The sequence below is a fragment of the Streptomyces sp. NPDC048018 genome, from assembly GCF_043202995.1.
Lineage (GTDB): Bacteria > Actinomycetota > Actinomycetes > Streptomycetales > Streptomycetaceae > Streptomyces.
In genome coordinates this window covers 379,214-405,628 of record NZ_JBIDBK010000002.1, presented here as the reverse complement: position 1 = coordinate 405,628, position 26,415 = coordinate 379,214, and the positions used below count along the sequence as shown (strand labels likewise).

The following is a 26,415-nucleotide window of genomic DNA, read 5'->3' as shown; positions in this document are numbered from 1 at the left end:
CATCCAAACCCCTGCCCGCGGCCGGGGCGGCGACCGACCAGCGAGACGGACGGCCGTGGCCGACCAACGCGGGCCGAGACTCTCGGGAAGGCGCTACGTGAGTCCCAACGGCTCCGACCGCTCGTCGCGGCGCCCGATGCGGCGGAAGCTGCCGCAGGTGCTGACTGCGGGCCTGATCCTGGCGACAGCCACCGGCTGCTCGTACAACTGGGAAGACTTCCCCCGCCTTGGAATGCCCACCCCGGTGACGGAACAGGCTCCGCGGATCCTCTCCCTCTGGCAGGGCTCGTGGGCGGCTGCGCTCGCCACCGGCGTCCTGGTGTGGGGCCTGATCCTCTGGGCCACCATCTTCCACCGGCGCAGCCGCACCAAGGTCGAGGTACCTCCGCAGACCCGTTACAACATGCCCATCGAGGCGCTGTACACGGTCACCCCGCTCATCATCGTCTCGGTGCTCTTCTACTTCACCGCGCGCGATGAGTCGAAGCTCCTCGAGCTCACCCCGAAGCCGCCGCACACGGTCAACGTGGTCGGCTACCAGTGGAGCTGGGGCTTCAACTACATCGAGCCCGTGCCCGGTGTGACCGGCGACGCCAAGACGGACAAGAACCTCGCGGCGATTCCGGACAAGTTCAAGGAAGACTTCGTGGCGAACGCCGGCGGTGTCTACGACGCCGGCATCCCCGGCACCCGGAACCCGCAGACCGGCAACCCCGGCCCGACCCTGTGGCTGCCCAAGGGCGAGAAGGTCCGGTTCGTCCTGACCTCGCGTGACGTCATCCACTCCTTCTGGGTGGTCCCCTTCCTGATGAAGCAGGACGTCATCCCGGGTCACACCAACTCCTTCGAGGTCACTCCGACGCAGGAAGGCACCTTCCTCGGCAAGTGCGCCGAGCTGTGCGGTGTCGACCACTCCCGGATGCTCTTCAACGTCAAGGTGGTCTCCCCGGAGCGCTACCAGGCGCACCTGAAGGAGCTGGCGGAGAAGGGGCAGACCGGCTACATCCCGTCGGGCATTGAGCAGACGGACCCGGCCAGGAATGCGGAGAAGAACACGCTGTGAGCATTCTCAACGAACCCCACGGGGCGGCCGCGGCTGAGGACTCGTACGAGAACGAGCTCCCGGTACGCCGCAAGCAGCCCGGCAACGTCGTGGTGAAGTGGCTGACGACCACCGACCACAAGACCATCGGTACGATGTACCTGGTCACGTCGTTCGCCTTCTTCTGCATCGGTGGCCTCATGGCGCTCTTCATGCGCGCCGAGCTGGCCCGTCCGGGTACGCAGATCATGTCGAACGAGCAGTTCAACCAGGCGTTCACGATGCACGGCACGATCATGCTGCTGATGTTCGCGACGCCGCTGTTCGCCGGTTTCGCCAACTGGATCATGCCGCTGCAGATCGGCGCGCCCGACGTGGCGTTCCCGCGGCTGAACATGTTCGCCTACTGGCTCTACCTGTTCGGCTCGATCATCGCCGTGGCCGGCTTCCTCACCCCGCAGGGTGCCGCCGACTTCGGCTGGTTCGCCTACTCCCCGCTGTCGGACGCGGTCCGCTCGCCGGGCGTCGGCGCGGACATGTGGATCATGGGTCTGGCCTTCTCCGGCTTCGGCACGATCCTCGGTTCGGTCAACTTCATCACCACGATCATCTGCATGCGCGCTCCGGGCATGACGATGTTCCGCATGCCGATCTTCACCTGGAACGTGCTGCTGACCGGTGTCCTGGTCCTGCTGGCCTTCCCGGTCCTGGCGGCCGCGCTGTTCGCCCTGGAGGCGGACCGCAAGTTCGGCGCCCACGTCTTCGACGCGGCCAACGGCGGCGCGCTGCTGTGGCAACACCTCTTCTGGTTCTTCGGACACCCAGAGGTGTACATCATCGCCCTGCCGTTCTTCGGCATCATCTCCGAGGTCATCCCGGTCTTCAGCCGCAAGCCGATGTTCGGCTACATCGGTCTGGTGGCCGCGACCATCGCGATCGCCGGTCTCTCCGTGACCGTGTGGGCGCACCACATGTACGTCACCGGTGGCGTGCTCCTCCCGTTCTTCTCCTTCATGACGTTCCTCATCGCCGTCCCGACCGGCGTGAAGTTCTTCAACTGGATCGGAACGATGTGGAAGGGCTCGCTGTCCTTCGAGACCCCGATGCTCTGGGCCGTCGGCTTCCTGATCACCTTCACCTTCGGTGGTCTGACCGGCGTCATCCTGGCCTCGCCCCCGATGGACTTCCACATCTCGGACTCGTACTTCGTGGTGGCGCACTTCCACTACGTCGTCTTCGGCACCGTCGTGTTCGCGATGTTCTCCGGCTTCCACTTCTGGTGGCCGAAGTTCACGGGCAAGATGCTGGACGAGCGCCTCGGCAAGATGACCTTCTGGACGCTGTTCATCGGCTTCCACGGCACGTTCCTGGTGCAGCACTGGCTGGGTGCCGAGGGCATGCCGCGTCGTTACGCGGACTACCTCGAGGCCGACGGCTTCACCACGCTGAACACGATCTCCACGATCTCGTCGTTCCTCCTCGGCCTGTCGATCCTGCCGTTCTTCTACAACATCTGGAAGACGGCCAAGTACGGCAAGAAGATCGAGGTCGACGACCCGTGGGGCTACGGCCGTTCGCTCGAGTGGGCGACGTCCTGCCCGCCGCCGCGGCACAACTTCCTCACCCTGCCGCGGATCCGCTCGGAATCCCCGGCGTTCGACCTGCACCACCCGGAGATCGCCGCTCTCGACCAGCTCGAGAACAAGGGGCACGAGGCTGAGGCCCTCACCGGCGGCAAGGAGGCCGGCAAGTGAAGATCCAGGGCAAGATGTTCATCTGGCTGAGCGTCTTCGTCCTCGCCATGGCAGTGCTCTATGGCGTGTGGTCGAAGGAGCCGGTCGGTACGACGGCGCTGTTCCTGGCCTTCGGCCTGTGCATCATGATCGGCTACTACCTGGCCTTCACGGCCAAGCGGGTCGACGCGATGGCGCAGGACGACAAGGAGGCCGACGTCGCGGACGAGGCCGGCGAGGTGGGCTTCTTCGCCCCCCACAGCTGGCAGCCGCTCTCGCTGGCCATCGGCGGTGCGCTCGCCTTCCTCGCCATCGCGATGGGCTGGTGGCTGCTGTACTTCTCGGCCCCGCTGATCCTGGTCGGCATCTTCGGCTGGGTGTTCGAGTTCTACCGCGGTGAGAACCAGAACCAGTAGCAGGACCCCGTAACGCCCCGAGGGGCCCGGTCACTTCGCACGCGAAGTGACCGGGCCCCTCGTTTGCATGCGCTCGGCGCGCCGCACGCGAGGAATGTTCTTAGCGTGAGGTCATGAACGACACGCCGCGCATTCGGATAGTTCCGATCTGCACTCTTCTGGTCCTCACCGTCACCGCGGGCGCCACGGCGTGCGCGGGCGCCGGGGACCACCCGCTGACGGCGAGGCCCTACGACGCGGCGGACGAGGTCTCCTTCAACGCCCCGGCCGAGGGGAAGAAGGCGGATCCCGAGAAGCCGCTGGAGATCAGTGCCAAGGGCGACGACGGGCGCATCACCGACGTCACCGCCACCGACGAGTCGGGCCACCACCTGGCCGGCGAGCTGACCGCGGACGGGCGCAAGTGGCGCTCCACGGCCGCCCTGGCGGCCGGCGTCCGCTACACCGTCCGGGTGGCCACCGAGGACGCCGACGGCGCCCCAGGGGCCCGTACGTTCACGTTCGAGACGGCCCCGGCCGCACGGGCGCTCACCGCCGCCTTCGGCCCGGAGGCGGGCACGTACGGGGTCGGGCAGCCGATCACCGCCGAACTCAGCCTCCCGGTGAAGGACCGGGCGGCCCGGGCGGTCGTCGAACGCGCCCTCAAGGTCCGCTCCTCGCCCGCCGTCGAGGGCTCCTGGTACTGGGTGGACGACAAGAAGCTGCACTTCCGTCCGAAGGAGTACTGGCCCGCGGGCGCCTCCGTCACCGTCACCGGCAACCTGGACGGCCTCAAGGTCGGCGACAAGCTCTACGGCGGTGCGTCCAAGCCGCTGCGGCTCACCATCGGCGACCGCATAGAAGCGGTCGCGGACGCCGGCTCGCACTACATGACGGTGCGCAAGAACGGAGAAGTGATCAACACCATTCCGGTGACCACCGGGAAACCGGGCTTCTCCACCCGTAACGGGATCAAAGTGGTCCTCGGCAAGGAGTACTACGTCCGGATGCGGGGCACCAGCATCGGGATAGCCGAGGGCAGCTCCGAGTCGTACGACCTCCCGGTCTACTACGCCACACGGGTGACCTGGAGCGGCGAGTACGTGCACGCCGCGCCCTGGTCCGTGGGCTCCCAGGGGGCCGCCAACGTCAGCCACGGCTGTGTCGGCATGTCGACCGACAACGCGGCCTGGTTCTACCAGACCGTCCGTCCGGGTGACATCGTCCGCGTCGTCAACAGCCTGGGCGACACCATGGACACCTTCGGGAACGGCTTCGGCGACTGGAACCTGGACTGGGACAAATGGCGCAAGGGCAGCGCCCTGGTGACGGACGGCGGGAACCCGACCGTCACCGAGGACGCCAAGGCCCGGCTGCGCCCCTCCCTCTAGGCCGAGGGGCGCCTAGGAGGCGATCGACAGGCGCGAACGCAGCAGGGACGCCAGGGACGCCGCGAACTCCACCGGTTCCACCGGAAGGGTGATCGCGGCGTCCGCGCGGCTCCAGGTGGCCAGCCAGGCGTCCTGCGGGCGCCCGATCAGCAGCAGGACCGGCGGGCACCGGAAGACCTCGTCCTTGATCTGCCGGCCCACTCCCATGCCGCCGGCGGGCACCGCCTCGCCGTCGAGCACGCACACGTCGATGCCGCCCTCGTCCAGCGCCGCCAGGACCGCGGGCAGCGTCGCGCACTCGACGAACTCGACCGGGGGAACATCGGCGGCGGGCCTGCGCCCGGCCGCGAGGCGGACCTGCGCGCGGGTGTTCGCGTCGTCGCTGTAGACCAGGACCGTGGCGCTCGACTGCATCGTTCCTCCGTGAAGGTGGTCGGCCGTTGCGCGGATGCTACTCCGGTCCACACCCCGTCAACACCCGTTCAACACCTGTTCGAAGGGTGCCGGAACGGCTTCCGGATGGGCCGTTCGGGCTGGACACGCGCCCCGGACACTCCGAACGGCACCCCCCGGAGTGAGGGCGGGATAAGCGACCGACATAATGTCGGTCGTGGCGACAGTAACGACAGTAGATACCGGGCACGCGCACCCGTCGGTCAATCGACCGAACCTCACCAGCGTCGGAACCATCATCTGGTTGAGTTCCGAGCTGATGTTCTTCGCGGCCCTCTTCGCGATGTACTTCACCCTGCGATCCGTGATGGGCGCGGAGTTCTGGACGGAACAGGCCGAGGCCCTGAATCTTCCGTTCTCCGCGACGAACACCACGATCCTGGTGCTCTCCTCCCTCACCTGCCAGCTCGGCGTCTTCGCCGCCGAGCGGGGCGATGTGAAGAAGCTCCGGACCTGGTTCATCATCACGTTCGTGATGGGCGCGATCTTCATCGGCGGCCAGGTCTTCGAGTACACCGAGCTGGTCAAGAACGACGGCCTCTCGCTGTCCTCGAACCCGTACGGCACGGTCTTCTACCTGACCACCGGCTTCCACGGACTGCACGTGACGGGCGGTCTCATCGCCTTCCTGCTGGTCCTCGGCCGGACGTACGCCGCCAAGAGGTTCACCCACGAGCAGGCAACCGCCGCCATCGTCGTGTCCTACTACTGGCACTTCGTCGATGTCGTCTGGATCGGCCTCTTCGCCACGATCTACTTGATCAAGTAATCGGGCTCCGCCTCCGGGCGGAGACACATCCAGCAAGCATCGACGCAGAAGATCCTGACACCGGGGTAATCCGTGAAAAAGCTCTCCGCACGACGACGCCATCCGCTGGCGGCGGTCGTCGTCCTACTCCTCGCGCTGGCGGCAACTGGGGGGCTGTACGCCGCGTTCGCGCCCGCGGGCACGGCGAAGGCCGATGAAACCGCCCAGTCCCTCGCCATCGAGGAGGGACAGAAGCTCTACGCCGTCGGCTGCGCAAGCTGCCACGGAACCGGCGGTCAGGGAACCTCTGACGGCCCGTCCCTGGTCGGCGTGGGTTCGGCGGCCGTGGACTTCCAGGTCGGCACCGGCCGTATGCCGGCCCAGCAGCCTGGCGCCCAGGTCCCGAAGAAGAAGGTCATCTACTCGCAGGCCGAGATCGATCAGCTCGCGGCGTACGTGGCGTCTCTCGGCGCCGGCCCGATCACGCCGAAGGCCGGGCAGTACAGCCCTGAGGGCGCCGACATCGCCAAGGGTGGCGAGCTGTTCCGCTCCAACTGCGCCCAGTGCCACAACTTCACCGGTGAGGGCGGCGCGCTGACCTACGGCAAGTACGCCCCGTCCCTCGAGGGCGTGGACCCGAAGCACCTCTACGAGGCCATGCAGACGGGCCCGCAGAACATGCCGTCCTTCCCCGACACCACGATGCCGGAGAAGCAGAAGAAGGACATCATCGCCTACGTCCAGGCCGTGAACAGCGACAAGGCCGACAACCCGGGTGGTCTCAAGCTCGGTGGCCTCGGCCCCGTCAGCGAGGGACTGTTCGCGTGGATCTTCGGTCTGGGCGCGCTGATCGCAGTTGCCATCTGGGTCGCGGCCCACACCGCTAAGGCCAAGAAGTCATGAGTACCCAAGAGAATCCAGAAGAGAACCTGCCGACCGAGCAGGCCACCGCGCACGGCGCGGTGAAGGTCGCCGACGACCCGTTCGCCGACCCGGGCCTCCCGCCCCACAAGCCGCGCATCCAGGACATCGACGAGCGGGCCGCCCGCCGGTCCGAGCGCGCGGTCGCGTTCATGTTCACGCTGTCGATGCTGGCCACGATCGGCTTCATCGCCTCGTACGTGATCTTCCCGGTCGACAAGATCGTGTACATCTGGCCGATCGGCCGGGTGTCCGCGCTCAACTTCGCCCTGGGTCTGACCCTCGGTGCGGCCCTGTTCTTCATCGGCGCGGGCGCGGTCCACTGGGCCCGCACCCTGATGTCCGATGTCGAGGTCGCCGACGAGCGTCACCCGATGGAGGCGTCGCCCGAGGTCAAGGCGAAGGTCATGGCGGACTTCGCGGCCGGTGCCGCCGAGTCCGGCATGGGCCGCCGCAAGCTGATCCGCAACACGATGTTCGGCGCGCTGGCCCTGGTGCCGCTCTCCGGCGTGATGCTCCTGCGTGACATGGGTCCGCTGCCCGAGAAGAAGCTGCGCTCCACCCTGTGGGCCAAGGGCAAGCTGCTCATCAACATGAACACCAACGAGCCGCTGCGTCCCGAGGACGTCGCGGTCGGTTCGCTGACCTTCGCGAAGCCCGAGGGCCTCGAGGAGCACGATCACGACTTCCAGGTCGAGATCGCCAAGGCCGCCCTGATGATCGTCCGGATCCAGCCGGAGGACATCAAGGACAAGCGCGAGCTCGAGTGGTCGCACGAGGGCATCGTCGCCTTCTCGAAGATCTGCACCCACGTCGGCTGCCCGATCTCCCTGTACGAGCAGCAGACGCATCACGTGCTCTGCCCGTGCCACCAGTCCACCTTCGACCTGTCCGACGGCGCCCGCGTCATCTTCGGCCCGGCCGGCCACGCCCTTCCGCAGCTGCGGATCGGCGTGAACGACAAGGGCTTCCTCGAGGCGCACGGCGACTTCGCAGAGCCCGTCGGTCCTGCCTTCTGGGAGCGCGGATGAGCACTGTGACCAATACGCAGAAGAAGGCGCCCGCCGGTGAGCGGGTGGCCGACTGGGCCGACGGTCGCCTGGGGATCTACACGCTGGCCAAGGCCAACATGCGGAAGATCTTCCCGGACCACTGGTCCTTCATGCTGGGCGAGGTCTGCCTCTACAGCTTCCTCATCATCATCCTGACGGGCGTCTATCTGACGATGTTCTTCCACCCGTCGATGAACGAGGTGGAGTACGTCGGACCGTACGTCCCGCTCCAGGGACAGCTGATGTCCGAGGCGTTCAACTCGACCATGCACATCTCGTTCGAGGTGCGCGGTGGTCTGCTCATCCGGCAGATCCACCACTGGGCGGCGCTGATCTTCCTCGCCGGCATGTTCGTGCACATGATGCGCGTGTTCTTCACCGGCGCGTTCCGCAAGCCGCGTGAGATCAACTGGCTGTTCGGCTTCCTGCTGTTCTTCCTGGGCATGTTCACCGGCTTCACCGGTTACTCGCTCCCGGACGACCTGCTCTCCGGCACCGGTGTGCGCTTCATGCAGGGCGCGATCCTGTCCGTCCCGGTCGTCGGCACCTACCTGTCGATGTTCCTGTTCGGCGGCGAGTTCCCCGGCGGCGACTTCGTCGCCCGGTTCTACTCGGCGCACGTGCTGCTGCTCCCGGGCATCATGCTCGGCCTGGTGGTCGCGCACCTCATCCTGGTGTTCGTCCACAAGCACACGCAGTTCGAGGGCCCGGGCCGGACGAACAAGAACGTCGTCGGCATGCCGCTGCTGCCCGTGTACATGGCCAAGGCCGGAGGCTTCTTCTTCCTGGTCTTCGGTGTCATCGCGGTCGTCGCGGCCATCGCCTCGATCAACCCGATCTGGGCCATCGGCCCGTACCGCCCGGACCAGGTGTCCACCGGCGCCCAGCCCGACTGGTACATGGGCTTCGCCGAGGGCCTGATCCGTGTCATGCCGGGCTGGGAGATCAACCTGTGGGGCCACACGCTGGTCCTCGGTGTGATGATCCCGCTGGCGATCTTCCCGGCGGTGCTCGCCGCGATCGCGGTCTACCCGTTCATCGAGTCCTGGATCACCGGCGACAAGCGCGAGCACCACATCGCGCAGCGCCCGCGCAACGCTCCGACGCGCACCGCTTTCGGTGTCGCCTGGATCACCGCGTACATGATCATGCTCGTGGGTGGTGGAAACGACCTCTGGGCGACGCACTTCCACCTGTCGCTCAACTCGATCACCTGGTTCGTCCGGATCTTCTTCTTCGTCGGACCGGTCATCGCGTTCATCGTCACCAAGCGGATCTGCCTCGGCCTGCAGCGCCGCGACAGGGACAAGGTGCTGCACGGGCGCGAGTCCGGCATCATCAAGCGCCTGCCGCACGGTGAGTTCGTCGAGGTCCACCAGCCGCTCAGCCAGGGCGAGCTGTACAAGCTCACGGCGCACGAGCAGTACGTGCCGGCCGAGCTGCCGCCGAGCGTCGACGAGAACGGCGTGGAGCGCAAGATCGGCCGCATGGAGAAGCTCCGGGTCAAGCTCAACAAGGGCTACTACGGCGGCGACAGCCAGGTCGCCAAGCCCACTTCCGAGGAGTACAAGGAGATCCAGAGCGGCCACGGCCACCACTGATCACCTCTGACCTCATGAAGTAGGTCGCCACAGCGGGAGCCCCGTCCATTCGATGGACGGGGCTCTTTGCCGTTCCCGGAGATCGATAGGGTGGGAGGCAACCCCTTGCCAGGCTGTACGTACACATCAGGAGCGACCATGAGCGCTGTGAACCCCGCTGGAGGCGACACCGCGGCGGGCCGCTCCTGGCCCGCCCTCCTGAACGGGCTCCTCGAAGGCCGGGACCTGTCCGCCGACGACACCGCCTGGGCGATGGACCTGATCATGCGCGGTGAGGCGACCGACGCCCAGATCGCCGGGTTCATGGTGGCCCTCCGGGCCAAGGGCGAGACGGTCGCCGAGATCTCCGGTCTCGTCCGGACGATGTACGAGCACGCCAACGTCATCGAGGTGCCCGGGCCGGCCGTCGACATCGTCGGCACCGGCGGGGACGGCGCCAAGACGGTGAACATCTCCACGATGGCGTCCATCGTGGTGGCCGGCACCGGTGCGAAGGTCGTCAAGCACGGCAACCGTGCCGCGTCCTCCGCCTCCGGCTCCTCCGACGTCCTGGAGAAGCTCGGCATCAACCTGCACCTCACCCCGCAGCGGGTCGCGCAGGTCGCCGAGGAGGCCGGCATCACCATCTGCTTCGCGGTGAAGTTCCACCCGTCGCTGCGGCACGTGGCCGCGGCCCGCGGCCAGCTCGGCATCCGCACCACCTTCAACGTGCTCGGCCCGCTGACCAACCCCGCCAAGGTGCGGGCCCAGGCCGTCGGCGTCGCCGACCCGCGCATGGCGCCGATCGTGGCCGGGGTGCTCGCCGAGCGCGGCAACTCCGCCCTGGTGTTCCGCGGCGACGACGGCCTGGACGAGCTGACCACCACGGGCACCTCCCGGGTGTGGGTGGTCCGTGAGGGCACGGTCCGCGAGGAGCGCTTCGATCCGCGGGACGTCGGCATCGAGCTGGTGACCCTGGACGCCCTGCGCGGCGGCGACCCCTCGTACAACGCCGACGTCGCCCGGCGGCTGCTCGCCGGCGAGACCGGACCGGTCCGGGACGCGGTGCTGCTCAACTCGGCGGCGGCGCTGACCGCCCTGGAGCCGGGGGAGGGCACCCTGGCGGAGCGGCTGCGCGCCGGCATGGCGAAGGCCGCCGAGTCCGTCGACTCGGGTGCCGCACGCCGGGCCCTGGACCGGTGGGTGGCCGCCAGCAACGCCTGAGGGCCCGTGTGAACGCGGTACGACGACCCCGTCCCGGATGCCGGGACGGGGTTGCGTCGTCGTGATCGACTGGCATAGGTTCTGTACCAGGTCATGAGTGACAGCGACAAAGCCCCGGCTGGCTGTCCGGCAACCCTCCGTCCGTGGCGGGGTGCCCCGGGTGAAGACCAGGCCGCACGTGCAGAAGCCTGCGGCAAGCGCGGACCCCTGCGCACAACCCTGGGGTCCTTGGTCCTCTAGGGAGCAGTGTCTCGTGAGCAAGCGAATGCGCTAGGGCCTCCGGCCCCCTTCTCCATCACCACCCGTACGCGGCACCCTCTTCGCGCTGCCGTCGCGCGGGCCTCTTCACGCCATTTCGCGCCCCTTTTATGCCGGGAGATACCGTCATGTCCGCACGCCCGAACGCCGCCGCCACCGCCGCCTCCGTCGCCACCGCCTCCGCCTCCATCGCCACCGCCCCGTCCGCCGAGCCCGACGCCTGCTGCGACGCCCCGCTGCCGGTCCTCGGCAGGGACGTCACGGTCCCGCTGGTCACCGGCGGCGAGGTCACCTACGCGGCGCTCGACTACGCCGCCAGCGCGCCGGCCCTGCAGCGCGTGTGGGACGACGTCGCCGCGTACGCCCCGTACTACGGCAGCGTCCACCGCGGCGCCGGGTACCTCTCCCAGCTCTCCACCGACCTCTTCGAGAACAGCCGGACCGCCGTCGCCGAGTTCCTCGACTGCCGCCCCGGCGACCAGGTCGTCTTCACCCGCTCCACCACCGACTCGCTCAATCTGCTCGCCCAGGCGATCCCCGCCGACTGCCAGGTCTTCGTCTTCGAGACCGAGCACCACGCCTCGCTGCTGCCCTGGCGGGACGCCCGGATCACCTACCTGGACGCACCGCGGACCCCGCGGCAGGCCGTCGAGACCCTGGAGCGCGCGCTCGCCGAGCGCGATCCCCACGGCCCCGCCCTGGTCTGCGTGACCGGCGCCTCGAACGTCACCGGCGAGCTGTGGCCGGTGCGCGAACTCGCCGCCGCCGCGCACGCGCACGGCGCACGGATCGTCCTGGACGCCGCCCAGCTGGCGCCCCACCACCCGGTCTCCGTACAGGAGCTGGACGTCGACTGGGTCGCCTTCTCGGGTCACAAGCTGTACGCGCCGTTCGGCTCCGGGGTGCTCGCGGGCCGGGCCGACTGGCTCCAGGACGCCGACCCCTACCTCGCGGGCGGGGGAGCCTCCCGCACCGTGGCCCGCCGGGACGACGGCGGCGTGGACGTGGAGTGGCACACCACCGCGGCCCGGCACGAGGCAGGCTCGCCCAACGTCATCGGCGTCTACGCCATCGCGTCGGCCTGCAGGGCGCTCACCGAGGCCGGCTTCGACCGGCTCGTCGCGCGCGAGCGCCACCTGATCGCCCGGGTCCGCGAGGGCCTGGCCGAGGTGCCCGAGGTGCGGGTGCTCTCCCTCTTCGGCGACGAGGCCGAGCGCGTCGGCGTCATCTCCTTCGTCGTGAACGGATGGAACAGCTCCCACTTCGCCGCCGCGCTCTCCGCCGAGTACGGCATCGGGGTGCGCGACGGCCTGTTCTGCGCCCACCCGCTGGTGCGCACCCTGCTCGGCAGCGACCCGCAGGACCCGGGCGAGTGCGGCGCCCCCGAGGCGGCCCCCGGCGAGCGTTCGCTCAACGCCATCCGGGTGAGCTTCGGCGCCGGCACGCCCGACGAGCACGTGGAACGCTTCGTCGGCGCGGTGAAGGAGCTCGTCCGCGACGGCGCCCGGTGGAACTACCGCACCGAGGACGGCCGCTGCGTCCCGGACCGCGGCTGATCCATCCCTCGTACGGGTGAAGCCGGCCTCCCGCGGGGGAGAGGCCGGCTTCACCGTTCGCGTGCGTCCGTCCTACGACTCCAGGCCGATGGCGAAGGCCGCGTCCAGCTCGTGCTGGGAGTAGGCGCGGAAGGCGACGTGCGTGTCGGTGCCCTCGACGCCCGGGATCTTGGAGATCCGGCCGGGGATGATGTCGGCCAGGTCGTCGTGGCGCCCCACCCGGACCATGGCGATCAGGTCGTAGGTGCCGGTGACCGAGAAGACCTCGCTGACCGAGTCGATCGCGGCGATCGCCTCGGCGATCTCGGGGATCCGGTCCACGCTGGTCTTGATGAGCACGATCGCGGTGATCACGGCTGGCTTTCTCCCTCGGTGGCCGCGGCTGGTGGTTTCACTCTATCCGGCCGCCTGTAGCGCGCCCACGCGTAGAGGAACCCGATGCCGAAGCCCACCACGTGCGCCAGATAGGCGACCCCGGGCCCCGATCCCGCCGAGCGCGCCGCCAGCCACTGGAGCGCGAACCAGAAGATCAGCACGATCCAGGCCGGGAAGCGCAGCGGCAGGAAGAGGAGGAACGGGAACAGGCTGGTCACCCGGGAGCGCGGGAAGAGGTAGAGGAAGGCCCCGAGCACCGCGGAGATCGCCCCCGACGCCCCGACCAGGGTCTGCTCGGCGTCCACCTCGTCGAAGTGCGCCGCCGCGTACCCGAGCAGCGCGAGGGAGCCGCTGCCCAGATAGAACAGGCAGAAGCCGGCCGCTCCCATCCGTTCCTCGGCCATCGCCCCGAAGACGTACAGGAACAGCATGTTCCCGAGCAGATGCAGCCAGCTGCCGTGCACGAAGAGGGCGGTCAGCGGGGTGAGCAGGGCCCGCGGCTCGCCGTGCACGAGGTCCGCCGGGATCACGCCCCACCGCTGGAAGTACGCGCTCTGCGCCGCGAGCAGGGTGTCGCCGGTGCCGTACTGGGGGTTGAGCCCCGAGACCGGTCCGACGGCGAACAGCAGCACGCAGGCGGCGATGAGTCCGTAGGTCACCGTCGGCCCGTTCCGCGCGCCCCGCCAGGCTCGGAGGGCCACGCCCCGCCAATCGATCATGGACAGATCATGGCGTACCGGGCCCCACCTGGACAGAGTGCCTCGCCGTGACACGGGAGACCCGGGAGGCCGTAGGGTTACGGGCAGTACTCCCGCAGTTCGACGGCGCACCGCGGGCCCGTAAATCCTCGTACGGAAAGAGGACGGCACGATGACGACGGTTCCCCTGCCGACCGCCGAGACCCGCTGGCGCTGCACTCTCTGCGGCAACCTGACCCGCTTCGACGTGACCCGCTCGTCCAAGGTCGTGGAGTACGTCCATCTGGACCTCGCCGGAGAGCCCAAGGTGGAGGAGCGCGAGGTGGTCAGTGAGACCATCGAGTCGGTCCGCTGCCGCTGGTGCAACGCGGTGGATCAGATCGAGTTGGTGGACAGGCCCGGCGCCGCTTCCTGAGAAGCGGCCCCACGAGGGCGACGACAGGGAGAGGGGTGACGGATCGTGGAGCAGCCCGCGCACGGTGATCGGCCGGCGGGTCCGGCCGACGACCCCGCCGAGGCGCTCGACCGGCCCCTGCCCGAAGCCGTCCGGCGGAAGGTCGTCGCGCTGGTCGCGGACGCCTTCGGCGGTCTGGCCGTCTCCGAGCTGCCCGCCCCGCTGCGGCAGTACGCCCGCTTCACCGCCTCCCGCCGGGCCAAGTTCGCCGGGAGCGCGATGGCGGCCGCCCTGGAGAGCGATCCGCTGTTCCGGCAGCGGATCGGCGAACGGTTCAAGGAGTCCCAGCCCGAGCTCGCCGGCGCCGTCGAGAGCGGCACCCCGCCCGCCGCCGCCGACCCCGTCGACATCGCCGCGGCCGCCTATGTGCTGCGCCCGGCCGGCTGGGGCAAGCTCGTGGCCGCGGCCGGCGAGGAGGCGGAGCGCGCCGACGCCGAGCGCGCCGACGAGGCCGGCCGGCGAGAGCTGGAGCGCCTGCGCGAGGAGGTCGCGAGCGCGAAGGAGCGCGCCAGGGCCGAGACCGAGCAGCTGCGGCACGACCTGGAGGCCGCCCGCAAGGAAGCGGAATCGCTTCACCGCAAGCTGCGCAGCGCCCAGAGCGACGTCAAGCGCGGCGAGGCGGCGCTGCGGCGCGTCCAGGCCGACATCGACGCCGCGAGGGCCGAGGCCGCCGCGCGGGTGTCGGCCGCCGAGAGCGAGACCCGGCGGCTCAAGTCCCGGCTCGGCGAGGTGGAGGCCGCCCTGGAGTCCAGCCGGCGGGCCGCCCGTGAGGGCCGCTCGGTGGAGGACATGCGGCTGCGGCTGCTCCTGGACACGGTGCTGGACGCCGCGCAGGGGCTGCGGCGCGAACTCGCCCTGCCCCCGGCCTCGATGCACCCGGCGGACACCGTGGACGCGGTGGAGCCCGGCCGGATGTCGCCGAAGGACATCGCCGCCCGCGCCCTGTCCGAGACCGACCCGGCGCTGCTGGACCAGCTGCTCGAACTGCCCCAGGCGCATCTGGTGGTCGACGGCTACAACGTCACCAAGACCGGCTATCCGACGATGCCGTTGGAGAAGCAGCGGCTTCGGCTGCTCGGTGGCCTCTCCGCGCTCGCGGCCCGCTCCGGCGCGGAGATCACCTGTGTCTTCGACGGGGCCGAGCTGGCGGCGCCGGTGCTGCTGGCCCCGCCGCGCGGCGTGCGGGTGCTCTTCTCCAAGCCCGGTGTCACCGCCGACGAGTTGATCCGTCAGCTGGTGCGGGCGGAGCCGCCGGGGCGTCCGGTGGTGGTGGTCTCCACCGACCGCGAGGTGGCGGACGGCGTCGCCAAGTCCGGTGCGCGACCCGTCGCGTCCGCCTTGTTGCTGAAGCGCCTTTCGCGCCTCTCGTGAAATATCGTCACGCGCGCCCTGATTGCCCGTTTTCTGATCCGCAGAGGGTCAAGTGCCCACTACTGCCCGTGGGGTGCGCGTAAATAATGTGTTGAGCGAGCGAGATTTTGACCCTTGGGATTTGAACTGATCACAAGATGGTCACTAGGGTCGGGGCTCGAACCTTCGCGCGGTCGATCATCCATCGGGGATATCAGCGTGGGTCCCGCCTGCCGTCGCCCGGTCGGCGGCTCGAGGAAGAAGGAGCTCGCCCGAGTGGCGTCCCACCGTCGTCCCAAGCAACCGAGCCGCACCCGTGTGACCGTGCTCACCGCGACCGCCGCAGCGGCCGTCGCGCTCACCGCCCAGACCGGAGCCCAGGCGGCCCCGAAGCCCAAGATCGACGAGGTCAAGTCCAAGGTCGACAAGCTGCACCACGAGGCCGAGGAGGCCACGGAGCAGTACAACCTCGCCGAAGAGCGCCGTGAGAAGCTCCAGACGGAGATCGGCGCCCTCCAGGACAAGGTGGCCCGCGGCCAGCAGGAGCTCAACACCCTGCGCGGCCAGATCGGTTCGGTCGCCACCGCGCAGTACCGCTCCGGCGGCATCGACCCCGCGCTCCAGCTCTTCCTCTCCTCCGACCCGGACACCTACCTCGACAAGGCGTCCGCGATCGACCAGCTCGGCGCCAAGCAGGCCGACGTCCTGCAGTCCATCCAGGCCAAGCAGCGCACCCTGGCCCAGGAGCGGGCCGAGGCGACGACGAAGCTCGCCGACCTGGAAGACGTCCGCAAGACGCTCGCCGAGAAGAAGAAGAAGTTCCAGGGCAAGCTCGCCGAGGCCCAGAAGCTGCTCAACACGCTGACGGCCGCCGAGCGCGCCAAGATGCAGCAGGACGAGCAGCGCGCCAGCCGCGCCGCCGGCGACCGCGTCGACCTCGGCAACGAGGTGCCCGCCTCGCAGCGCGGTGCCGCCGCCCTCAACGCCGCCGCCACGCAGCTCGGCAAGCCGTACGTCTCCGGCGCCGAGGGCCCCAACTCCTACGACTGCTCGGGCCTGACCCAGTGGTCGTACCGCCAGGCCGGCGTCGGCATCAGCCGCACCACGTACACCCAGCAGAACGACGGCGTGAAGATCGGCCGCAGCCAGCTCAAGCCGGGCGACCTGGTCTTCTTCAACGGCCTGTCCCACGTGGGCCTGTACGCGGGCAACAACACCATCCTGCACGCCCCGAAGCCGGGCGCGGTGGTCCGCTACGAGTCCATGGACTACATGGGAACCTTCCAGTTCGGCGTCCGCATCTGACGCGACGCGAACCGTCCGGCACGCCCCGGACACCCCGCGAACCGCCCTCCGAACGGGTGGTTCGCAGGGCCGCGAACTGACCTGACGCCCCGCCGGTGACCTTGTGGTCTCCGGCGGGGCGTCACTTTGTGTGCCCGGCGCCTTCGTTGGACGCGGAGTGATCAGCGGCTACTGTCTGCCGCGCCCAGTCCGTCGAACCGAACGGAGCGCGATCCGTGGCGTCCCACCGACGACCCACCGGGGTCACCGTCCTCACCGCAGCCGCGGCCACCGCGGCCACGGCCCTCGGTGCCGTCCCCGCGCACGCCGACCCCGGTGCCGCGAGCCAGCGCACGCTGACGACGCAGTCGGCCGTCGACCGCCTCTTCGAGGAGGCCGAGCGGGCCACCGAGAGTTACCACCGGGCGGACGAGAAGGCCGCCCGGCTGCGCCGGACGGTCTCCCTGGCGCAGGACAGCCTCGCCCGGGGCCAGGAGCGGATCAACCGCATGCGCGGCGCGCTCGGTTCGGTGGCCGGCGCCCAGTACCGCTCCGGCGGCATCGACCCGGCCCTCGCCCTGTTGCTCTCCTCCGACCCGGACAGCTACCTCGACCGGGCCTCCGCCCTCGACCGGGTCACCGCCCGCCAGGGCGTCGCGCTCGGCGAGCTCCGGCGCGAACTGCGCGAACGGTCCCAGGAGCGCGCCGAAGCGAGCCGCACGCTCGTCGAACTGGAGCGCAGCCGGGCCGAGGTGGCCCGCCACAAGCGCACCGTCGAGGGCAAGTTGGCCGAGGCCCGCCGGCTGCTCGCCTCGCTCACCGCCGACGAGCGGGCCGGATTCGACCGGGCCTCCCGCTCCGGCCGCGAAGCGCTCGGCGAGGAACCGCCGCCGCTCGGCGACCTCGGCCCCTCGCGCGCCGCCGCCGCGGTGATCGCCGCGCGCAGCGCCATCGGCCGGCCCTACGTGTGGGGCGCCACCGGACCGTCCGCCTTCGACTGCTCGGGCCTCATGGTCTGGTCGTACCGCCAGGCCGGCATCGCGCTGCCCCGCACCTCGCAGGCCCAGCGCAACGCGGGGCGCCGGATCCCGCTCTCCCAGGCGCAGCCGGGCGACCTCGTCACCTACCGCAGCGACGCCAGCCACGTGGCCATCTACGCGGGCAACGGCCAGGTCATCCACGCCCCCTATCCGGGCGCGCGGGTCCGCTACGACCCGGTCGGCATGATGTCGCACGTCACCGTGACCCGGGTCTGAGACCCCCGCCGGGGATCCCCCGTACGATCGAGGGCGTGGCAGGTCGGGACGGCAGGGCGGCGCGCGGCGCCCTCGTGTGCCTGCTGACGGGGCTGCTCGCCCTCGCCGGATGCACCGCCCCGGCCCCGGAGCGCCCGGCCGCCGCCGAGGTCCAGCGGCTGCTCGACCGGCACGCCGAGGCGCTCCTCCACCGTGACGAGGCGGGCTACCTGGCCGGCCTCGCCCCCGCGCTCGCCCCCGCCGCCCGCACCGAGTTCCGGCGGCTCGCGAGGATCCCGCTCGGCGGCTGGAGCTACCGCGTCACCGACGTCGACCCGGCCGGCCCGGGGCGGGCCACCGCCGAGGCCGAACTCGGCTACCGCATCGAGGGCTACGACTCCGGACCCGCCACCAGCCGGCGCGTCCTGGAGCTCACCGAGCGGGACGGGCGCTGGTACGTCACCGGCGACCGGGCCGCCGCCGGGGCTCCGCAGCAGCTGTGGCAGCAGGGCGAGGTGACCCCGGTGACCGGCCGCCGCAGCCTGGTCCTCGGCGTGGGCCAGCGCCCGGAGCGGCTGAAGGAGATCGCGGACGCGGCGGACCGGGCGGTGCCCGCGGTCGGCGAGGCCTGGCCCTCGCCCTGGGCGGGCCGGATCGTGGTCCTGGTCCCGGCCTCGGTGGACGCGATGGGCCGGCTGCTCGGCGCGCCGGCGGCCTCGTACCGGGGGATAGCGGCGGTCACCACCGGCGAGGTCGGCGGCGGGCCGAAGGCGCCCGCGGACCGGGTGATCGTCAACCCGGACGCGTACGGCGTGCTCGGCGCGTTCGGCCGGGGCTTCGTGCTCACCCACGAGACCACCCACGTCGCCACCCGGTCCCGGACCACCGGGGCCACCCCGGTCTGGCTGTCCGAGGGTTTCGCCGACTGGGTCGCCTACCGCGGCACCGGCCGCACCGCAGCCCAGGCCGCCCCCGAACTCGCCCGCGCCGTCCGGGCCGGCGAGGGGCCGGCGGAGCTGCCGGACGACAAGGCGTTCGCCTTCGGCGGCGACGCGGAGGCGCTGGCCCGCGCCTACGAGAGCGGCTGGCTGGCCTGCGCGCTGATCGCCGACCGCTGGGGCGAGGCGAGGCTCACCGCCTTCTACCGCGCCGTCGGCGCCCACCCGGCCCGGGACGGCGCCGTGGAGAAGGCCCTCGCGGACGTCCTGGGCATCACCCCCGAGGAGTTCACGGCGCGCTGGCGGGCGTACCTGGCCGAGCGGCTCGGCTAGCCGGATCCCGCCGGGCCCGCCCCATCGCGCCGTTCAGGGCCGCCGCGGCGCCGGCCCGCCGGGTGCCCCCGGGCCCGCCGCCGCCCGGCGGTCCAGGTCGGCCAGGGTCTCGGCGAGCCAGGCCTTCTCCTCCGTGCCGGTGGCGCGGGCGATCCGGAGCATCCCGCGGCGGAACGGGTCGGGCTCGTCCTCGGCACGGACCGGTGTGCCCTCCGCGTAGAAGAAGCTGGCGGGGGCGTCCAGGAACGCCTTGCGGCGGCGCAGCACCGCGGCCTGCTCCGCCGGGTCGGGGAGCAGGCCCAGGAAGGCGAGCAGGGTGAAGAAGCGCTGGCCGTCGGTGATCTCGGCGTCCTTGGGGGAGCGCAGCCGGGCGAGCAGCTCCGCCCGCCCCGCGCCGGTCAGCGAGAGGGTGCGCCGCGGGGCCGCGCCGGCGCCCGGCTCCGTGTGGCTGTCGACCAGGCCGTTCTTCACCAGCCGGGTGATCGCGGGGTAGAGCGCGCCGTCGCTGACCGGGCGGACGTGGCCGCTCAGGCCCTGGATGCGTTCCTTGAGCTCGTAGCCGTGCAGCGGCCGCTCGTAGAGGAAGCCGAGGATCGACAACTCCAGCACCGTTCTGCTCCTTCGCACTTGTCGGGCGCCCCCACGGCATGCTACCTCTTTTCGAGCTACCTCGAATCGAGGTACAGCGAAACGAGGGGGAACCGTCCATGAGTGCCGTCACCGCGACCGCCGCCGCGCACCGCCGCACGCTCGTCCGGCTCGCCGGGCCCGTCTACCTCGAACTGCTCGCCGGAGTCGCCGCCGGGATCATCAACATGGTCTGGGTCGCCCGGCTCGGCGGAGCCGCCGTCGCCGCCGTCGCCGTGGCCACCAACGTCGAGAACCTGCTGCTCGGCGTGGTCCTCATGGCCGCCTCCGGCACCACCGTGCTCGTTGCGCGGGCCAGAGGCGCCGACGACCCCGGCGCGCTGCGCTCCGCCGTGCGCGGCGGCGCCGCCCTCGGCGCCCTGCTCGTCCCGCCCGTCGCCCTCGGCGGCTATCTGCTGCGCGACCCGCTCGCCGCGCTGCTGCTCGGCGGCACCGGCCACCCCGCGCACGGCCTCGCCACCGCCTACTTCGCGATCTCGCTCCCGGGCACGGCCCTGTTCTTCGCCACGACGGTCCTGGACGGCGTCCTCAAGGGCACCGGCGACACCCGCACCCCCATGCGGCTCGCCTTCCTCGCCAACGGGCTGATCCTCGTCCTCGACCCGTTCCTCGTCCACGCTCACGGAGTGCAGGGCGCCGCCCTCTCCACCGTCCTCGGACGCACCGCGGCCCTCGCCGCCGGACTCCTCGCGCTGCGCCGCAACGCGCACCTGAAGGCCGCCCGCGCGACCCGCCCGGCCGGCGGCACCGCCGCCGCCCTGCGCCGCACCGCCGCCCTCGGCCTGCCCATGTCCGTCGACTTCGTCGTCCGCATGGCAGGCGCGCTCGCCCTCGTCTCCGTCGTCGCCCGGCTCGGCGTCACCGAGATCGCCGCGTACGGCATCGCCACCAAGGCCATGTACGTCGCCACCATGGCCTTCTACGCCGTCCGCCAGGCCGCCGCCATCCACACCGCGCACCTGATCGGCGCCGGAGAGGACCGGCGCGGGGCCGTCGGCCGGCAGGCCCTCCTCCTCGGCGGGCTGCTCGGCGCGGGCGCGGCCGTCCTGCTGCTGATCGCCGCGGGTCCGGTGATGCGCGGCTTCGGCGCCGAGCCCGCCGTCGCCGGGGCGGGCGCGCTGTTCCTGCGCTGCCTCGGCCCCTACCTGCTGCTCATGGCCGGGTTCATCGCCCTCGCCGGGGTCTTCGAGGGCAGCGGCGACTCACCGAAGCTCGCCCGCATCACCGTCGCCGGCGTGCTGCTCCAGCTGCCGCTCGCCCACGCGCTCTCGGCCGGCCTCGGGCTCGCCGGGATCTGTCTGGCCATGGCCCTCGCGATGGGCGCCCAGTGCGCCGCCCTCGGGGTGCTGCGCCGCCGGACCGCGCGGGCCGCCGCTCAGGACGGGACCGACACCCGGTCCTTCTCCCTGTCCGCCTGAGCCGGGATCCGCACCGGGCCCAGCGCCTCCAGCCGCGGCTCCGTGACCGTCTGCCGCCACAGGATCCGGCAGGCGGAGACGGAGGCCGCGACGAGCAGTCCGTTGCGTACGAGGAGCAGCGCGATGCCCAGCGGGTCGCTGTGCGAGACGTGCGAGAACCACACCGGGAACTCGAACTGCGTCACCGCCGTCGCCCACAGCACCAGGTACGCGGGCCGGCGCATCCGGCTCGCCCGGTACACCAGGCACACCGCGGCGACCCCCACCAGCCAGAGCATGTACTGCGGACTGATCACCCGGCTCGTCGTCGTGAACAGCAGCACCGCCACGAAGGCCGCGTCCGCCGTGGTCGTGGTCGTGTGGCGGCGGGCCCGCAGCCGCCACACGAGCAGCCAGCCGAAGGCGGCGAACGTCAGCAGCATCGCCGCCGTCGACACCACCGGGACGCCCGGGCCGAGGAACTCGATCGAGCCGTAGTTCATCCGCGCCTCGCCCGGCCACCCGAAGTGCTTGGCCACGTGGAAGACCAGCGCGCCCAGCGACTCCACCTCGGTGCCCCGGTCCCGCTGGAAGCCCAGGAACGCCAGCGCCCCCGGCGCCGCCAGGACGCACAGCGCGAGCACGCCCGCCGTCGCGCCCACGGCCGTGGCCCAGGAGCGGACGGTGGCCCGGCCGCGCGCCGTCCCCGCGAGCACCAGGACCGGCCAGACCTTCAGCGTCGCCCCGAAGCCCGCGAGCGCGCCGAGCACGGCCGGGCTGCGCAGCGCCGCGAGCAGGCCCGCCACCGCCACGGCCGTCACCATCAGGTCGTACCGGGAGTACGCGGTCGGTCCGAGCAGCGGCACCCCCGCCAGCCACAGCCACGCCCCGCGCATCGAGCGGCTGGGCCGCCGCCCCGTGTACAGGAGGAGCCCGAAGACGACCGCGTCGCAGAGCAGCGCGCACACGAAGAAGGCCGACGAGTAGCCGAGGAACGGCATCAGGGCGGGCGCGAGGATCGCCAGCGCGGCGGCCGGCGGGTACTGCCAGGTGACGTCGTCCAGCGGATAGGTACCGGTCCTGAGGATCTCGTACCAGCCCTGGTAGATCTCCTCGACGTCGCTGGTGACGTCCGGGCCGGGGATGACCACGACCTTGAAGACGCACAGCAGGATCAGGACGCGGGTCAGGGCCCACAGACCTATCGGCTTGCGCAGACCGTCGTGCGACACCGTCCCCTCCGTGCCCGTCATACCTGACCTGTTCCTGTCCTGTCGGTCCGCCGGGGGCGGAGGTGGTGGTGCCGGGCTGGAGGCGCGACCAGGGTACTGTCGCCCACGATGCACAAGACCCTGATCGTAACGAACGACTTTCCGCCGCGCCCCGGCGGAATCCAGGCCTTCCTGCACAACATGGCGCTGCGCCTGGATCCCGAGCGGATCGTGGTCTACGCCTCCACCTGGAAGCGCAGCCGGGAAGGGATCGAGGCGACTGCCGCGTTCGACGCGGAACAGCCTTTCACGGTCGTCCGCGACCGCACCACCATGCTGCTGCCGACTCCTCGGGTCACCGCCCGGGCGACGGCGCTGCTGCGCGAGCACGGCTGCGAGTCGGTGTGGTTCGGCGCGGCGGCCCCGCTCGGCCTGATGGCGCCGGCCCTGCGCCGGGTCGGCGCACGGCGGCTGGTCGCCACCACGCACGGCCACGAGGCGGGCTGGGCCCAGCTGCCGGCCGCCCGGCAGCTGCTGCGGCGGATCGGCGAGGGCACCGACACCCTCACCTACCTCGGCGAGTACACCCGTTCCCGGATCGCGGGCGCCCTCGGTCCGGCCGCGGCCGGGCGGATGACGCAGCTCACGCCGGGTGTCGACGAGAAGACCTTCCACCCCGACTCGGGCGGCGCCGAGGTGCGCGAGCGGCTCGGGCTCAGCGACCGCCCGGTGGTCGTCTGCGTCTCCCGGCTCGTGCCGCGCAAGGGCCAGGACACGCTGATCCTCGCCATGCCGGAGATCCTGCGCCGGGTGCCCGACGCGGTCCTGCTGATCGTCGGCGGGGGCCCGTACGAGCAGGAGCTGCGCAAGCTCGCCGGCTCGACCGGCGTGGCCGGATCCGTACGCTTCACCGGCGCGGTGCCGTGGTCGGAGCTGCCCGCGCACTACGGGGCGGGCGACGTCTTCGCCATGCCCTGCCGCACCCGGCGCGGCGGCCTCGACGTCGAGGGCCTGGGCATCGTCTACCTGGAGGCGTCCGCGACCGGCCTGCCGGTCGTGGCGGGCGACTCGGGCGGGGCGCCCGACGCGGTGCTCGACGGCGAGACCGGCTGGGTGGTCCGGGGCGGCGTCCCCGAGGAGACCGCCGACCGCGTCGCCACCCTGCTGCTCGACCCGGAGCTGCGCGCCCGCATGGGCGAGCGCGGCCGGCGGTGGGTCGAGGAGCGCTGGCGCTGGGACCTGCTGGCCGACCGCCTCAGGGAACTGCTCTGAGCCGGCCCCGGCGGCCTGCCGGCCGGCCGTGGGGCCGGCTCGGGCGGTAACCGAGCGGCCCGGGGGCCGGTTCGGGCGGTATCCGAGCGGCCCGGGGGCCGGTTCGGGGCGGTCGCCGTCGCCGTCGCCGGGTCGTGGGGCCGGGTCGTGGTGCCGGGTCGGTTCATCCGGCCGCCGTCCGGCCCTGGGCACGGCCGTGGGGGCGCCGCGGCCGGGAGCCGGCCGCCCGCGACCCCGACCGCCGCGACCCCGACCGCCGCGGCCCCGGCCCCCGCGGCCGGGCCTAGGCCTGGCTCGGCACGTAGTCGGTCAGCGCGCAGCCGTCGACGAGGAGCTTCTCGCTGCGGTAGCCGTCGGGCACCTTGAAGCCCTTCTCGCAGGTGAAGAGCAGCACGTCCGACTTCAGCAGGGCCTTGGCGGTGGGCTCGTCGCCCGCGACCAGCGCGAAGTCCTGGCCCAGCAGGAAGCGGGTGGCGTGGCCGGCCTCCGCGGCCTTCTTGGCGGTCTCCTGGAACTTCTCCATGTCGGAGACCGACAGCAGCGTGACGGTGTCACGGGCGTCGTCGCCGCACACCCCGCGCTCCTTGATCGCCCAGGCCGGGTCCTTGGTCTCGGTGCCCATGGCGCCGCTGTCGCCCGTGCCCGTGCGCAGGTCGCTGCACATCGTGTGCGAGCCGACGAGCTTCTCGATCGCCCCCATGTCGCCGGCCGCGGGCAGGCCGGCGTCCTCTCCCCAGGAACTGCTGCACCCGGTCAGGACGACCAGGGAGGTGAGGGCCGCGCCCAGGGCGGCGGTGGTGCGCTGGAGCCGCATGACTGCCTTTCGTCTCGTGTGTGCCGTGTGTGCCGTGTGTGGCCGTGTGTGCGGAATTGACCATTCCGGCCCTGACGCGCGCGAACGCCCCCGGCCGGCCCGTGACACGGGCCCGCCGGGGGCGTTCCGAAGAGCCGTCAGGCCCGGTAGATCGCCTCGATCTCGTCGGCGAAGTCCTTCGCCACGACGTTGCGCTTCAGCTTCAGGGACGGGGTGATGTGGCCCGCCTCCTCCGTGAACTGCGCCGACAGGATACGGAACTTCCGCACCGACTCCGCCTTCGAGACCGCCGCGTTGCCGTCGTCCACCGCGCGCTGGACCTCGGCGATCAGGTCCGCGTCCTCGCGCAGCGAGGCCGCGGTGGAGCCGGCCGGCTTGCCGTGCTCCGCCGCCCAGCGGCCCAGGAACTCCTCGTCGACGGTGACGAGCGCGCCCACGAAGGGGCGTCCGTCGCCGACCACCATGCACTCGGCGACCAGCGCGTGGGCCCGGATCCGGTCCTCGATGACCGCCGGGGCGACGTTCTTGCCGCCCGCCGTCACCAGGATCTCCTTCTTGCGGCCCGTGATCGCGAGGTAGCCGTCCTCGTCGAGGGTGCCGATGTCGCCGGTGTGGAACCAGCCGTCCGCCAGCGCCTCGGCCGTCGCGGCCTCGTTGTTCCAGTAGCCCGAGAAGATGTGCTCGCCGTGCAGCAGCACCTCGCCGTCGTCGGCGATCCGCACCACCGAGCCCGGCAGCGGCTGGCCGACCGTGCCGATCTTCTGCCGGTCCCACGGGTTGAACGCGGTGGCCGCGCACGACTCGGTCAGGCCGTAGCCCTCCAGGACGGTGAAGCCGATGCCGCGGAAGAAGTGCCCGAGCCGCTCGCCGAGCGGCGCGCCGCCGGAGATCGCGTACTCGCCGCGTCCGCCGAGCACCGCGCGCAGCTTGCTGAAGACCAGCTTGTCGAAGACCTTGTGCTTCAGCTTCAGGCCGAGGGACGGGCCCTGCGGGGTGCCGAGGGCGCGGCTGTACGCGATGGCCGTGTGCGCGGCCTTGTCGAAGATCTTGCCCTTGCCGTCGGCCTGCGCCTTCGCCCGGGCCGAGTTGTAGACCTTCTCGAAGACCCGCGGCACACCGAGGATCAGCGTCGGCCGGAAGGCCGCCAGCTCGTCGGTGAGGTTCTTGATGTCGGGCACGCAGCCCAGCTTGATCGGCGCCATCACCGAGGCGACCTCGACCAGCCGGCCGAAGACGTGCGCCGCCGGCAGGAACAGCAGCACCGAGCACTCGCCGGTACGGAAGAGCGGCTTCAGCCGCTCGACGACGTTGCCGCACTCCGCGAAGAAGGCGCGGTGGGTCAGCACGCAGCCCTTGGGGCGGCCGGTGGTGCCCGAGGTGTAGACGATCGTCGCCGGGTCGTCCGCGTGCGCGATCGACATCCGGCGGTCGAGCTCCTCGTCGGAGACGTCCGCGCCCTCGGCGGTGAGCCGGGCGACGGCGTCCGCCTCGATCTGCCGGACGCTCTTCAGACCGGGCAGGCCCGCCCGCACCGACTCGACCGAGGCCTCGTGCGCCGGGGTCTCGACGAGCGCCAGGGACGCGCCCGAGTCGCCGAGGATCCACTGGATCTGCTCCGGCGAGCTGGTCTCGTACACGGGCACGGTCACCGCGCCGGCGCTCCAGATCGCGAAGTCCAGGAGCACCCACTCGTAGCGGGTGCGGGACAGCAGGGCGACGCGCTCGCCCGGCTCGACGCCGGCCGCGATCAGGCCCTTCGCCGCACCCCGGACCTCGGCGAGGAACTGCTTCGCGGTGACGTCCGTCCAGGCCCCGGCGACCTTGCGTCCCATCACGGCGACATCTGGGTGCTGGGAGGCGTTGCGGCGGATGAGATCCGTCAGATTGCCGTCCGTGGGGACCTCGTACAGGGCCGGAAGGCTGAACTCGCGCAAGACTGCTGCTCCTCATCGGGCGCCGACGCCACGACTCTGTGTGACGCGCCGGTGCGGTCCATGATCGGGCAGGTGCTCTGTGTGGGGGTGAGCACGACTGTGGACTGCCCGGACGTTAC

General features: G+C 71.3%; 24 protein-coding genes and 1 riboswitch. Of the genes, 17 read left to right on the top strand and 7 right to left on the bottom strand.

Annotated elements, in window-relative coordinates:
• Positions 1-97: 97 nt before the first annotated feature.
• The 4 genes from coxB (at position 98) to ACGF1Z_RS07675 (ending at position 4,561) form a co-directional block, all read left to right on the top strand.
• Positions 98-1,063, top strand: a complete 966-nt coding sequence (gene coxB, locus ACGF1Z_RS07690; RefSeq protein ID WP_393001062.1) for a cytochrome c oxidase subunit II — start codon at positions 98-100, stop codon at positions 1,061-1,063.
• A complete protein-coding gene (ctaD, locus tag ACGF1Z_RS07685; RefSeq protein ID WP_393001060.1) occupies positions 1,060-2,796 on the top strand; it encodes a cytochrome c oxidase subunit I in 1,737 nt (578 codons plus the stop codon). Before coxB ends, ctaD begins: the two co-directional genes overlap by 4 nt.
• Entirely contained in the window at positions 2,793-3,191 is a 399-nt protein-coding gene (locus ACGF1Z_RS07680) for a cytochrome c oxidase subunit 4 (protein WP_376629253.1), read from the top strand. Before ctaD ends, ACGF1Z_RS07680 begins: the two co-directional genes overlap by 4 nt.
• 113 nt (positions 3,192-3,304) lie before the next feature.
• Entirely contained in the window at positions 3,305-4,561 is a 1,257-nt protein-coding gene (locus ACGF1Z_RS07675; protein ID WP_393001057.1) for an Ig-like domain-containing protein, read from the top strand.
• 12 nt (positions 4,562-4,573) lie between these two features.
• Here the strand turns inward: ACGF1Z_RS07675 and ACGF1Z_RS07670 are convergent, their stop codons facing one another.
• Entirely contained in the window at positions 4,574-4,975 is a 402-nt protein-coding gene (locus tag ACGF1Z_RS07670) for a hypothetical protein (protein WP_393001055.1), read from the bottom strand.
• A gap of 187 nt (positions 4,976-5,162) precedes the next feature.
• Here ACGF1Z_RS07670 and ACGF1Z_RS07665 point away from each other — a divergent pair, with 187 nt between their 5' ends.
• The 6 genes from ACGF1Z_RS07665 (at position 5,163) to ACGF1Z_RS07640 (ending at position 12,353) form a co-directional block, all read left to right on the top strand.
• The gene (locus ACGF1Z_RS07665; RefSeq protein WP_393001053.1) at positions 5,163-5,783 is read left to right on the top strand and encodes a heme-copper oxidase subunit III; all 621 of its coding nucleotides are present in this window, start codon (positions 5,163-5,165) and stop codon (positions 5,781-5,783) included.
• Positions 5,784-5,855: 72 nt separating this feature from the next.
• Positions 5,856-6,665, top strand: a complete 810-nt coding sequence (locus ACGF1Z_RS07660; RefSeq protein WP_393001051.1) for a c-type cytochrome — start codon at positions 5,856-5,858, stop codon at positions 6,663-6,665.
• The gene (locus ACGF1Z_RS07655; protein ID WP_393001049.1) at positions 6,662-7,714 is read left to right on the top strand and encodes a Rieske 2Fe-2S domain-containing protein; all 1,053 of its coding nucleotides are present in this window, start codon (positions 6,662-6,664) and stop codon (positions 7,712-7,714) included. The genes ACGF1Z_RS07660 and ACGF1Z_RS07655 overlap by 4 nt, the downstream gene beginning before the upstream one ends.
• Complete coding sequence (locus ACGF1Z_RS07650; protein ID WP_393001047.1) at positions 7,711-9,336, top strand: cytochrome bc complex cytochrome b subunit; 1,626 nt, start codon at positions 7,711-7,713, stop codon at positions 9,334-9,336. Before ACGF1Z_RS07655 ends, ACGF1Z_RS07650 begins: the two co-directional genes overlap by 4 nt.
• Before the next feature lie 138 nt (positions 9,337-9,474).
• Positions 9,475-10,539 carry an anthranilate phosphoribosyltransferase gene (trpD, locus tag ACGF1Z_RS07645; RefSeq protein ID WP_393001045.1) on the top strand — a complete coding sequence of 355 codons (1,065 nt, stop codon included), beginning with the start codon at positions 9,475-9,477 and terminating at the stop codon, positions 10,537-10,539.
• 89 nt (positions 10,540-10,628) lie between these two features.
• Positions 10,629-10,745, top strand: a riboswitch (SAM riboswitch).
• A 180-nt stretch (positions 10,746-10,925) separates the two neighbouring features.
• On the top strand, positions 10,926-12,353 hold the full coding sequence (locus tag ACGF1Z_RS07640) for an aminotransferase class V-fold PLP-dependent enzyme (RefSeq protein ID WP_393001043.1): 1,428 nt from the start codon (positions 10,926-10,928) through the stop codon (positions 12,351-12,353).
• A 72-nt stretch (positions 12,354-12,425) separates the two neighbouring features.
• Here ACGF1Z_RS07640 and ACGF1Z_RS07635 read toward each other — a convergent pair whose 3' ends face one another.
• Positions 12,426-12,707, bottom strand: a complete 282-nt coding sequence (locus ACGF1Z_RS07635; protein ID WP_376629270.1) for an Lrp/AsnC family transcriptional regulator — start codon at positions 12,705-12,707, stop codon at positions 12,426-12,428.
• On the bottom strand, positions 12,704-13,447 hold the full coding sequence (locus ACGF1Z_RS07630; protein ID WP_393001041.1) for a rhomboid family intramembrane serine protease: 744 nt from the start codon (positions 13,445-13,447) through the stop codon (positions 12,704-12,706). Before ACGF1Z_RS07630 ends, ACGF1Z_RS07635 begins: the two co-directional genes overlap by 4 nt.
• 151 nt (positions 13,448-13,598) lie before the next feature.
• Here ACGF1Z_RS07630 and ACGF1Z_RS07625 point away from each other — a divergent pair, with 151 nt between their 5' ends.
• The 5 genes from ACGF1Z_RS07625 to ACGF1Z_RS07605 all read left to right on the top strand — a co-directional run bounded on the left by ACGF1Z_RS07625 (position 13,599) and on the right by ACGF1Z_RS07605 (position 19,020).
• Positions 13,599-13,841 (top strand): hypothetical protein, encoded by a 243-nt coding sequence (locus tag ACGF1Z_RS07625; protein WP_128976779.1) that lies wholly within the window; start codon positions 13,599-13,601, stop codon positions 13,839-13,841.
• Between the two features lie 45 nt (positions 13,842-13,886).
• Positions 13,887-15,251 carry an NYN domain-containing protein gene (locus ACGF1Z_RS07620; RefSeq protein WP_393001038.1) on the top strand — a complete coding sequence of 455 codons (1,365 nt, stop codon included), beginning with the start codon at positions 13,887-13,889 and terminating at the stop codon, positions 15,249-15,251.
• A 255-nt stretch (positions 15,252-15,506) separates the two neighbouring features.
• The gene (locus ACGF1Z_RS07615; RefSeq protein WP_393001036.1) at positions 15,507-16,535 is read left to right on the top strand and encodes an NlpC/P60 family protein; all 1,029 of its coding nucleotides are present in this window, start codon (positions 15,507-15,509) and stop codon (positions 16,533-16,535) included.
• A gap of 215 nt (positions 16,536-16,750) precedes the next feature.
• Positions 16,751-17,770 (top strand): NlpC/P60 family protein, encoded by a 1,020-nt coding sequence (locus tag ACGF1Z_RS07610; protein ID WP_393001034.1) that lies wholly within the window; start codon positions 16,751-16,753, stop codon positions 17,768-17,770.
• A 35-nt stretch (positions 17,771-17,805) separates the two neighbouring features.
• Positions 17,806-19,020, top strand: a complete 1,215-nt coding sequence (locus tag ACGF1Z_RS07605; protein WP_393001032.1) for a hypothetical protein — start codon at positions 17,806-17,808, stop codon at positions 19,018-19,020.
• Between the two features lie 33 nt (positions 19,021-19,053).
• On the opposite strand, the gene ACGF1Z_RS07600 is transcribed toward ACGF1Z_RS07605, so the two are convergent.
• Positions 19,054-19,629 carry a PadR family transcriptional regulator gene (locus ACGF1Z_RS07600; protein ID WP_393001030.1) on the bottom strand — a complete coding sequence of 192 codons (576 nt, stop codon included), beginning with the start codon at positions 19,627-19,629 and terminating at the stop codon, positions 19,054-19,056.
• A gap of 98 nt (positions 19,630-19,727) precedes the next feature.
• Between ACGF1Z_RS07600 and ACGF1Z_RS07595 the strand changes: the two genes are divergently transcribed.
• Positions 19,728-21,086 (top strand): MATE family efflux transporter, encoded by a 1,359-nt coding sequence (locus ACGF1Z_RS07595; protein WP_393001028.1) that lies wholly within the window; start codon positions 19,728-19,730, stop codon positions 21,084-21,086.
• Here the strand turns inward: ACGF1Z_RS07595 and ACGF1Z_RS07590 are convergent.
• Positions 21,044-22,318 (bottom strand): glycosyltransferase 87 family protein, encoded by a 1,275-nt coding sequence (locus ACGF1Z_RS07590; protein ID WP_393001026.1) that lies wholly within the window; start codon positions 22,316-22,318, stop codon positions 21,044-21,046. The two genes, ACGF1Z_RS07595 and ACGF1Z_RS07590, sit on opposite strands and share 43 nt — an antisense overlap.
• Before the next feature lie 87 nt (positions 22,319-22,405).
• Here ACGF1Z_RS07590 and ACGF1Z_RS07585 point away from each other — a divergent pair, with 87 nt between their 5' ends.
• Complete coding sequence (locus ACGF1Z_RS07585; RefSeq protein WP_393001024.1) at positions 22,406-23,548, top strand: glycosyltransferase family 4 protein; 1,143 nt, start codon at positions 22,406-22,408, stop codon at positions 23,546-23,548.
• A 283-nt stretch (positions 23,549-23,831) separates the two neighbouring features.
• Here the strand turns inward: ACGF1Z_RS07585 and ACGF1Z_RS07580 are convergent, their stop codons facing one another.
• Complete coding sequence (locus tag ACGF1Z_RS07580; RefSeq protein ID WP_393001022.1) at positions 23,832-24,362, bottom strand: hypothetical protein; 531 nt, start codon at positions 24,360-24,362, stop codon at positions 23,832-23,834.
• Positions 24,363-24,499: 137 nt separating this feature from the next.
• Positions 24,500-26,296, bottom strand: coding sequence for an AMP-dependent synthetase/ligase (locus tag ACGF1Z_RS07575; protein WP_393001020.1), 1,797 nt, complete (start codon positions 26,294-26,296; stop codon positions 24,500-24,502).
• Positions 26,297-26,415: the final 119 nt, after the last annotated feature.

Bases quoted from the DNA above. Each gene is read 5' to 3' on its own strand.
- ACGF1Z_RS07640 (WP_393001043.1), top strand. From the start codon at position 10,926: ATGTCCGCACGCCCGAACGCCGCCGCCACCGCCGCCTCCGTCGCCACC.
- ACGF1Z_RS07675 (WP_393001057.1), top strand. From the start codon at position 3,305: ATGAACGACACGCCGCGCATTCGGATAGTTCCGATCTGCACTCTTCTG.
- ACGF1Z_RS07580 (WP_393001022.1), bottom strand. From the start codon at position 24,362: ATGCGGCTCCAGCGCACCACCGCCGCCCTGGGCGCGGCCCTCACCTCC.
- ACGF1Z_RS07625 (WP_128976779.1), top strand. From the start codon at position 13,599: ATGACGACGGTTCCCCTGCCGACCGCCGAGACCCGCTGGCGCTGCACT.
- ACGF1Z_RS07665 (WP_393001053.1), top strand. From the start codon at position 5,163: ATGTCGGTCGTGGCGACAGTAACGACAGTAGATACCGGGCACGCGCAC.
- ACGF1Z_RS07650 (WP_393001047.1), top strand. From the start codon at position 7,711: ATGAGCACTGTGACCAATACGCAGAAGAAGGCGCCCGCCGGTGAGCGG.
- ACGF1Z_RS07585 (WP_393001024.1), top strand. From the start codon at position 22,406: ATGCACAAGACCCTGATCGTAACGAACGACTTTCCGCCGCGCCCCGGC.
- ACGF1Z_RS07590 (WP_393001026.1), bottom strand. From the start codon at position 22,318: ATGACGGGCACGGAGGGGACGGTGTCGCACGACGGTCTGCGCAAGCCG.
- ACGF1Z_RS07670 (WP_393001055.1), bottom strand. From the start codon at position 4,975: ATGCAGTCGAGCGCCACGGTCCTGGTCTACAGCGACGACGCGAACACC.
- trpD (WP_393001045.1), top strand. From the start codon at position 9,475: ATGAGCGCTGTGAACCCCGCTGGAGGCGACACCGCGGCGGGCCGCTCC.
- ACGF1Z_RS07630 (WP_393001041.1), bottom strand. From the start codon at position 13,447: ATGATCGATTGGCGGGGCGTGGCCCTCCGAGCCTGGCGGGGCGCGCGG.
- ACGF1Z_RS07595 (WP_393001028.1), top strand. From the start codon at position 19,728: ATGAGTGCCGTCACCGCGACCGCCGCCGCGCACCGCCGCACGCTCGTC.
- ACGF1Z_RS07655 (WP_393001049.1), top strand. From the start codon at position 6,662: ATGAGTACCCAAGAGAATCCAGAAGAGAACCTGCCGACCGAGCAGGCC.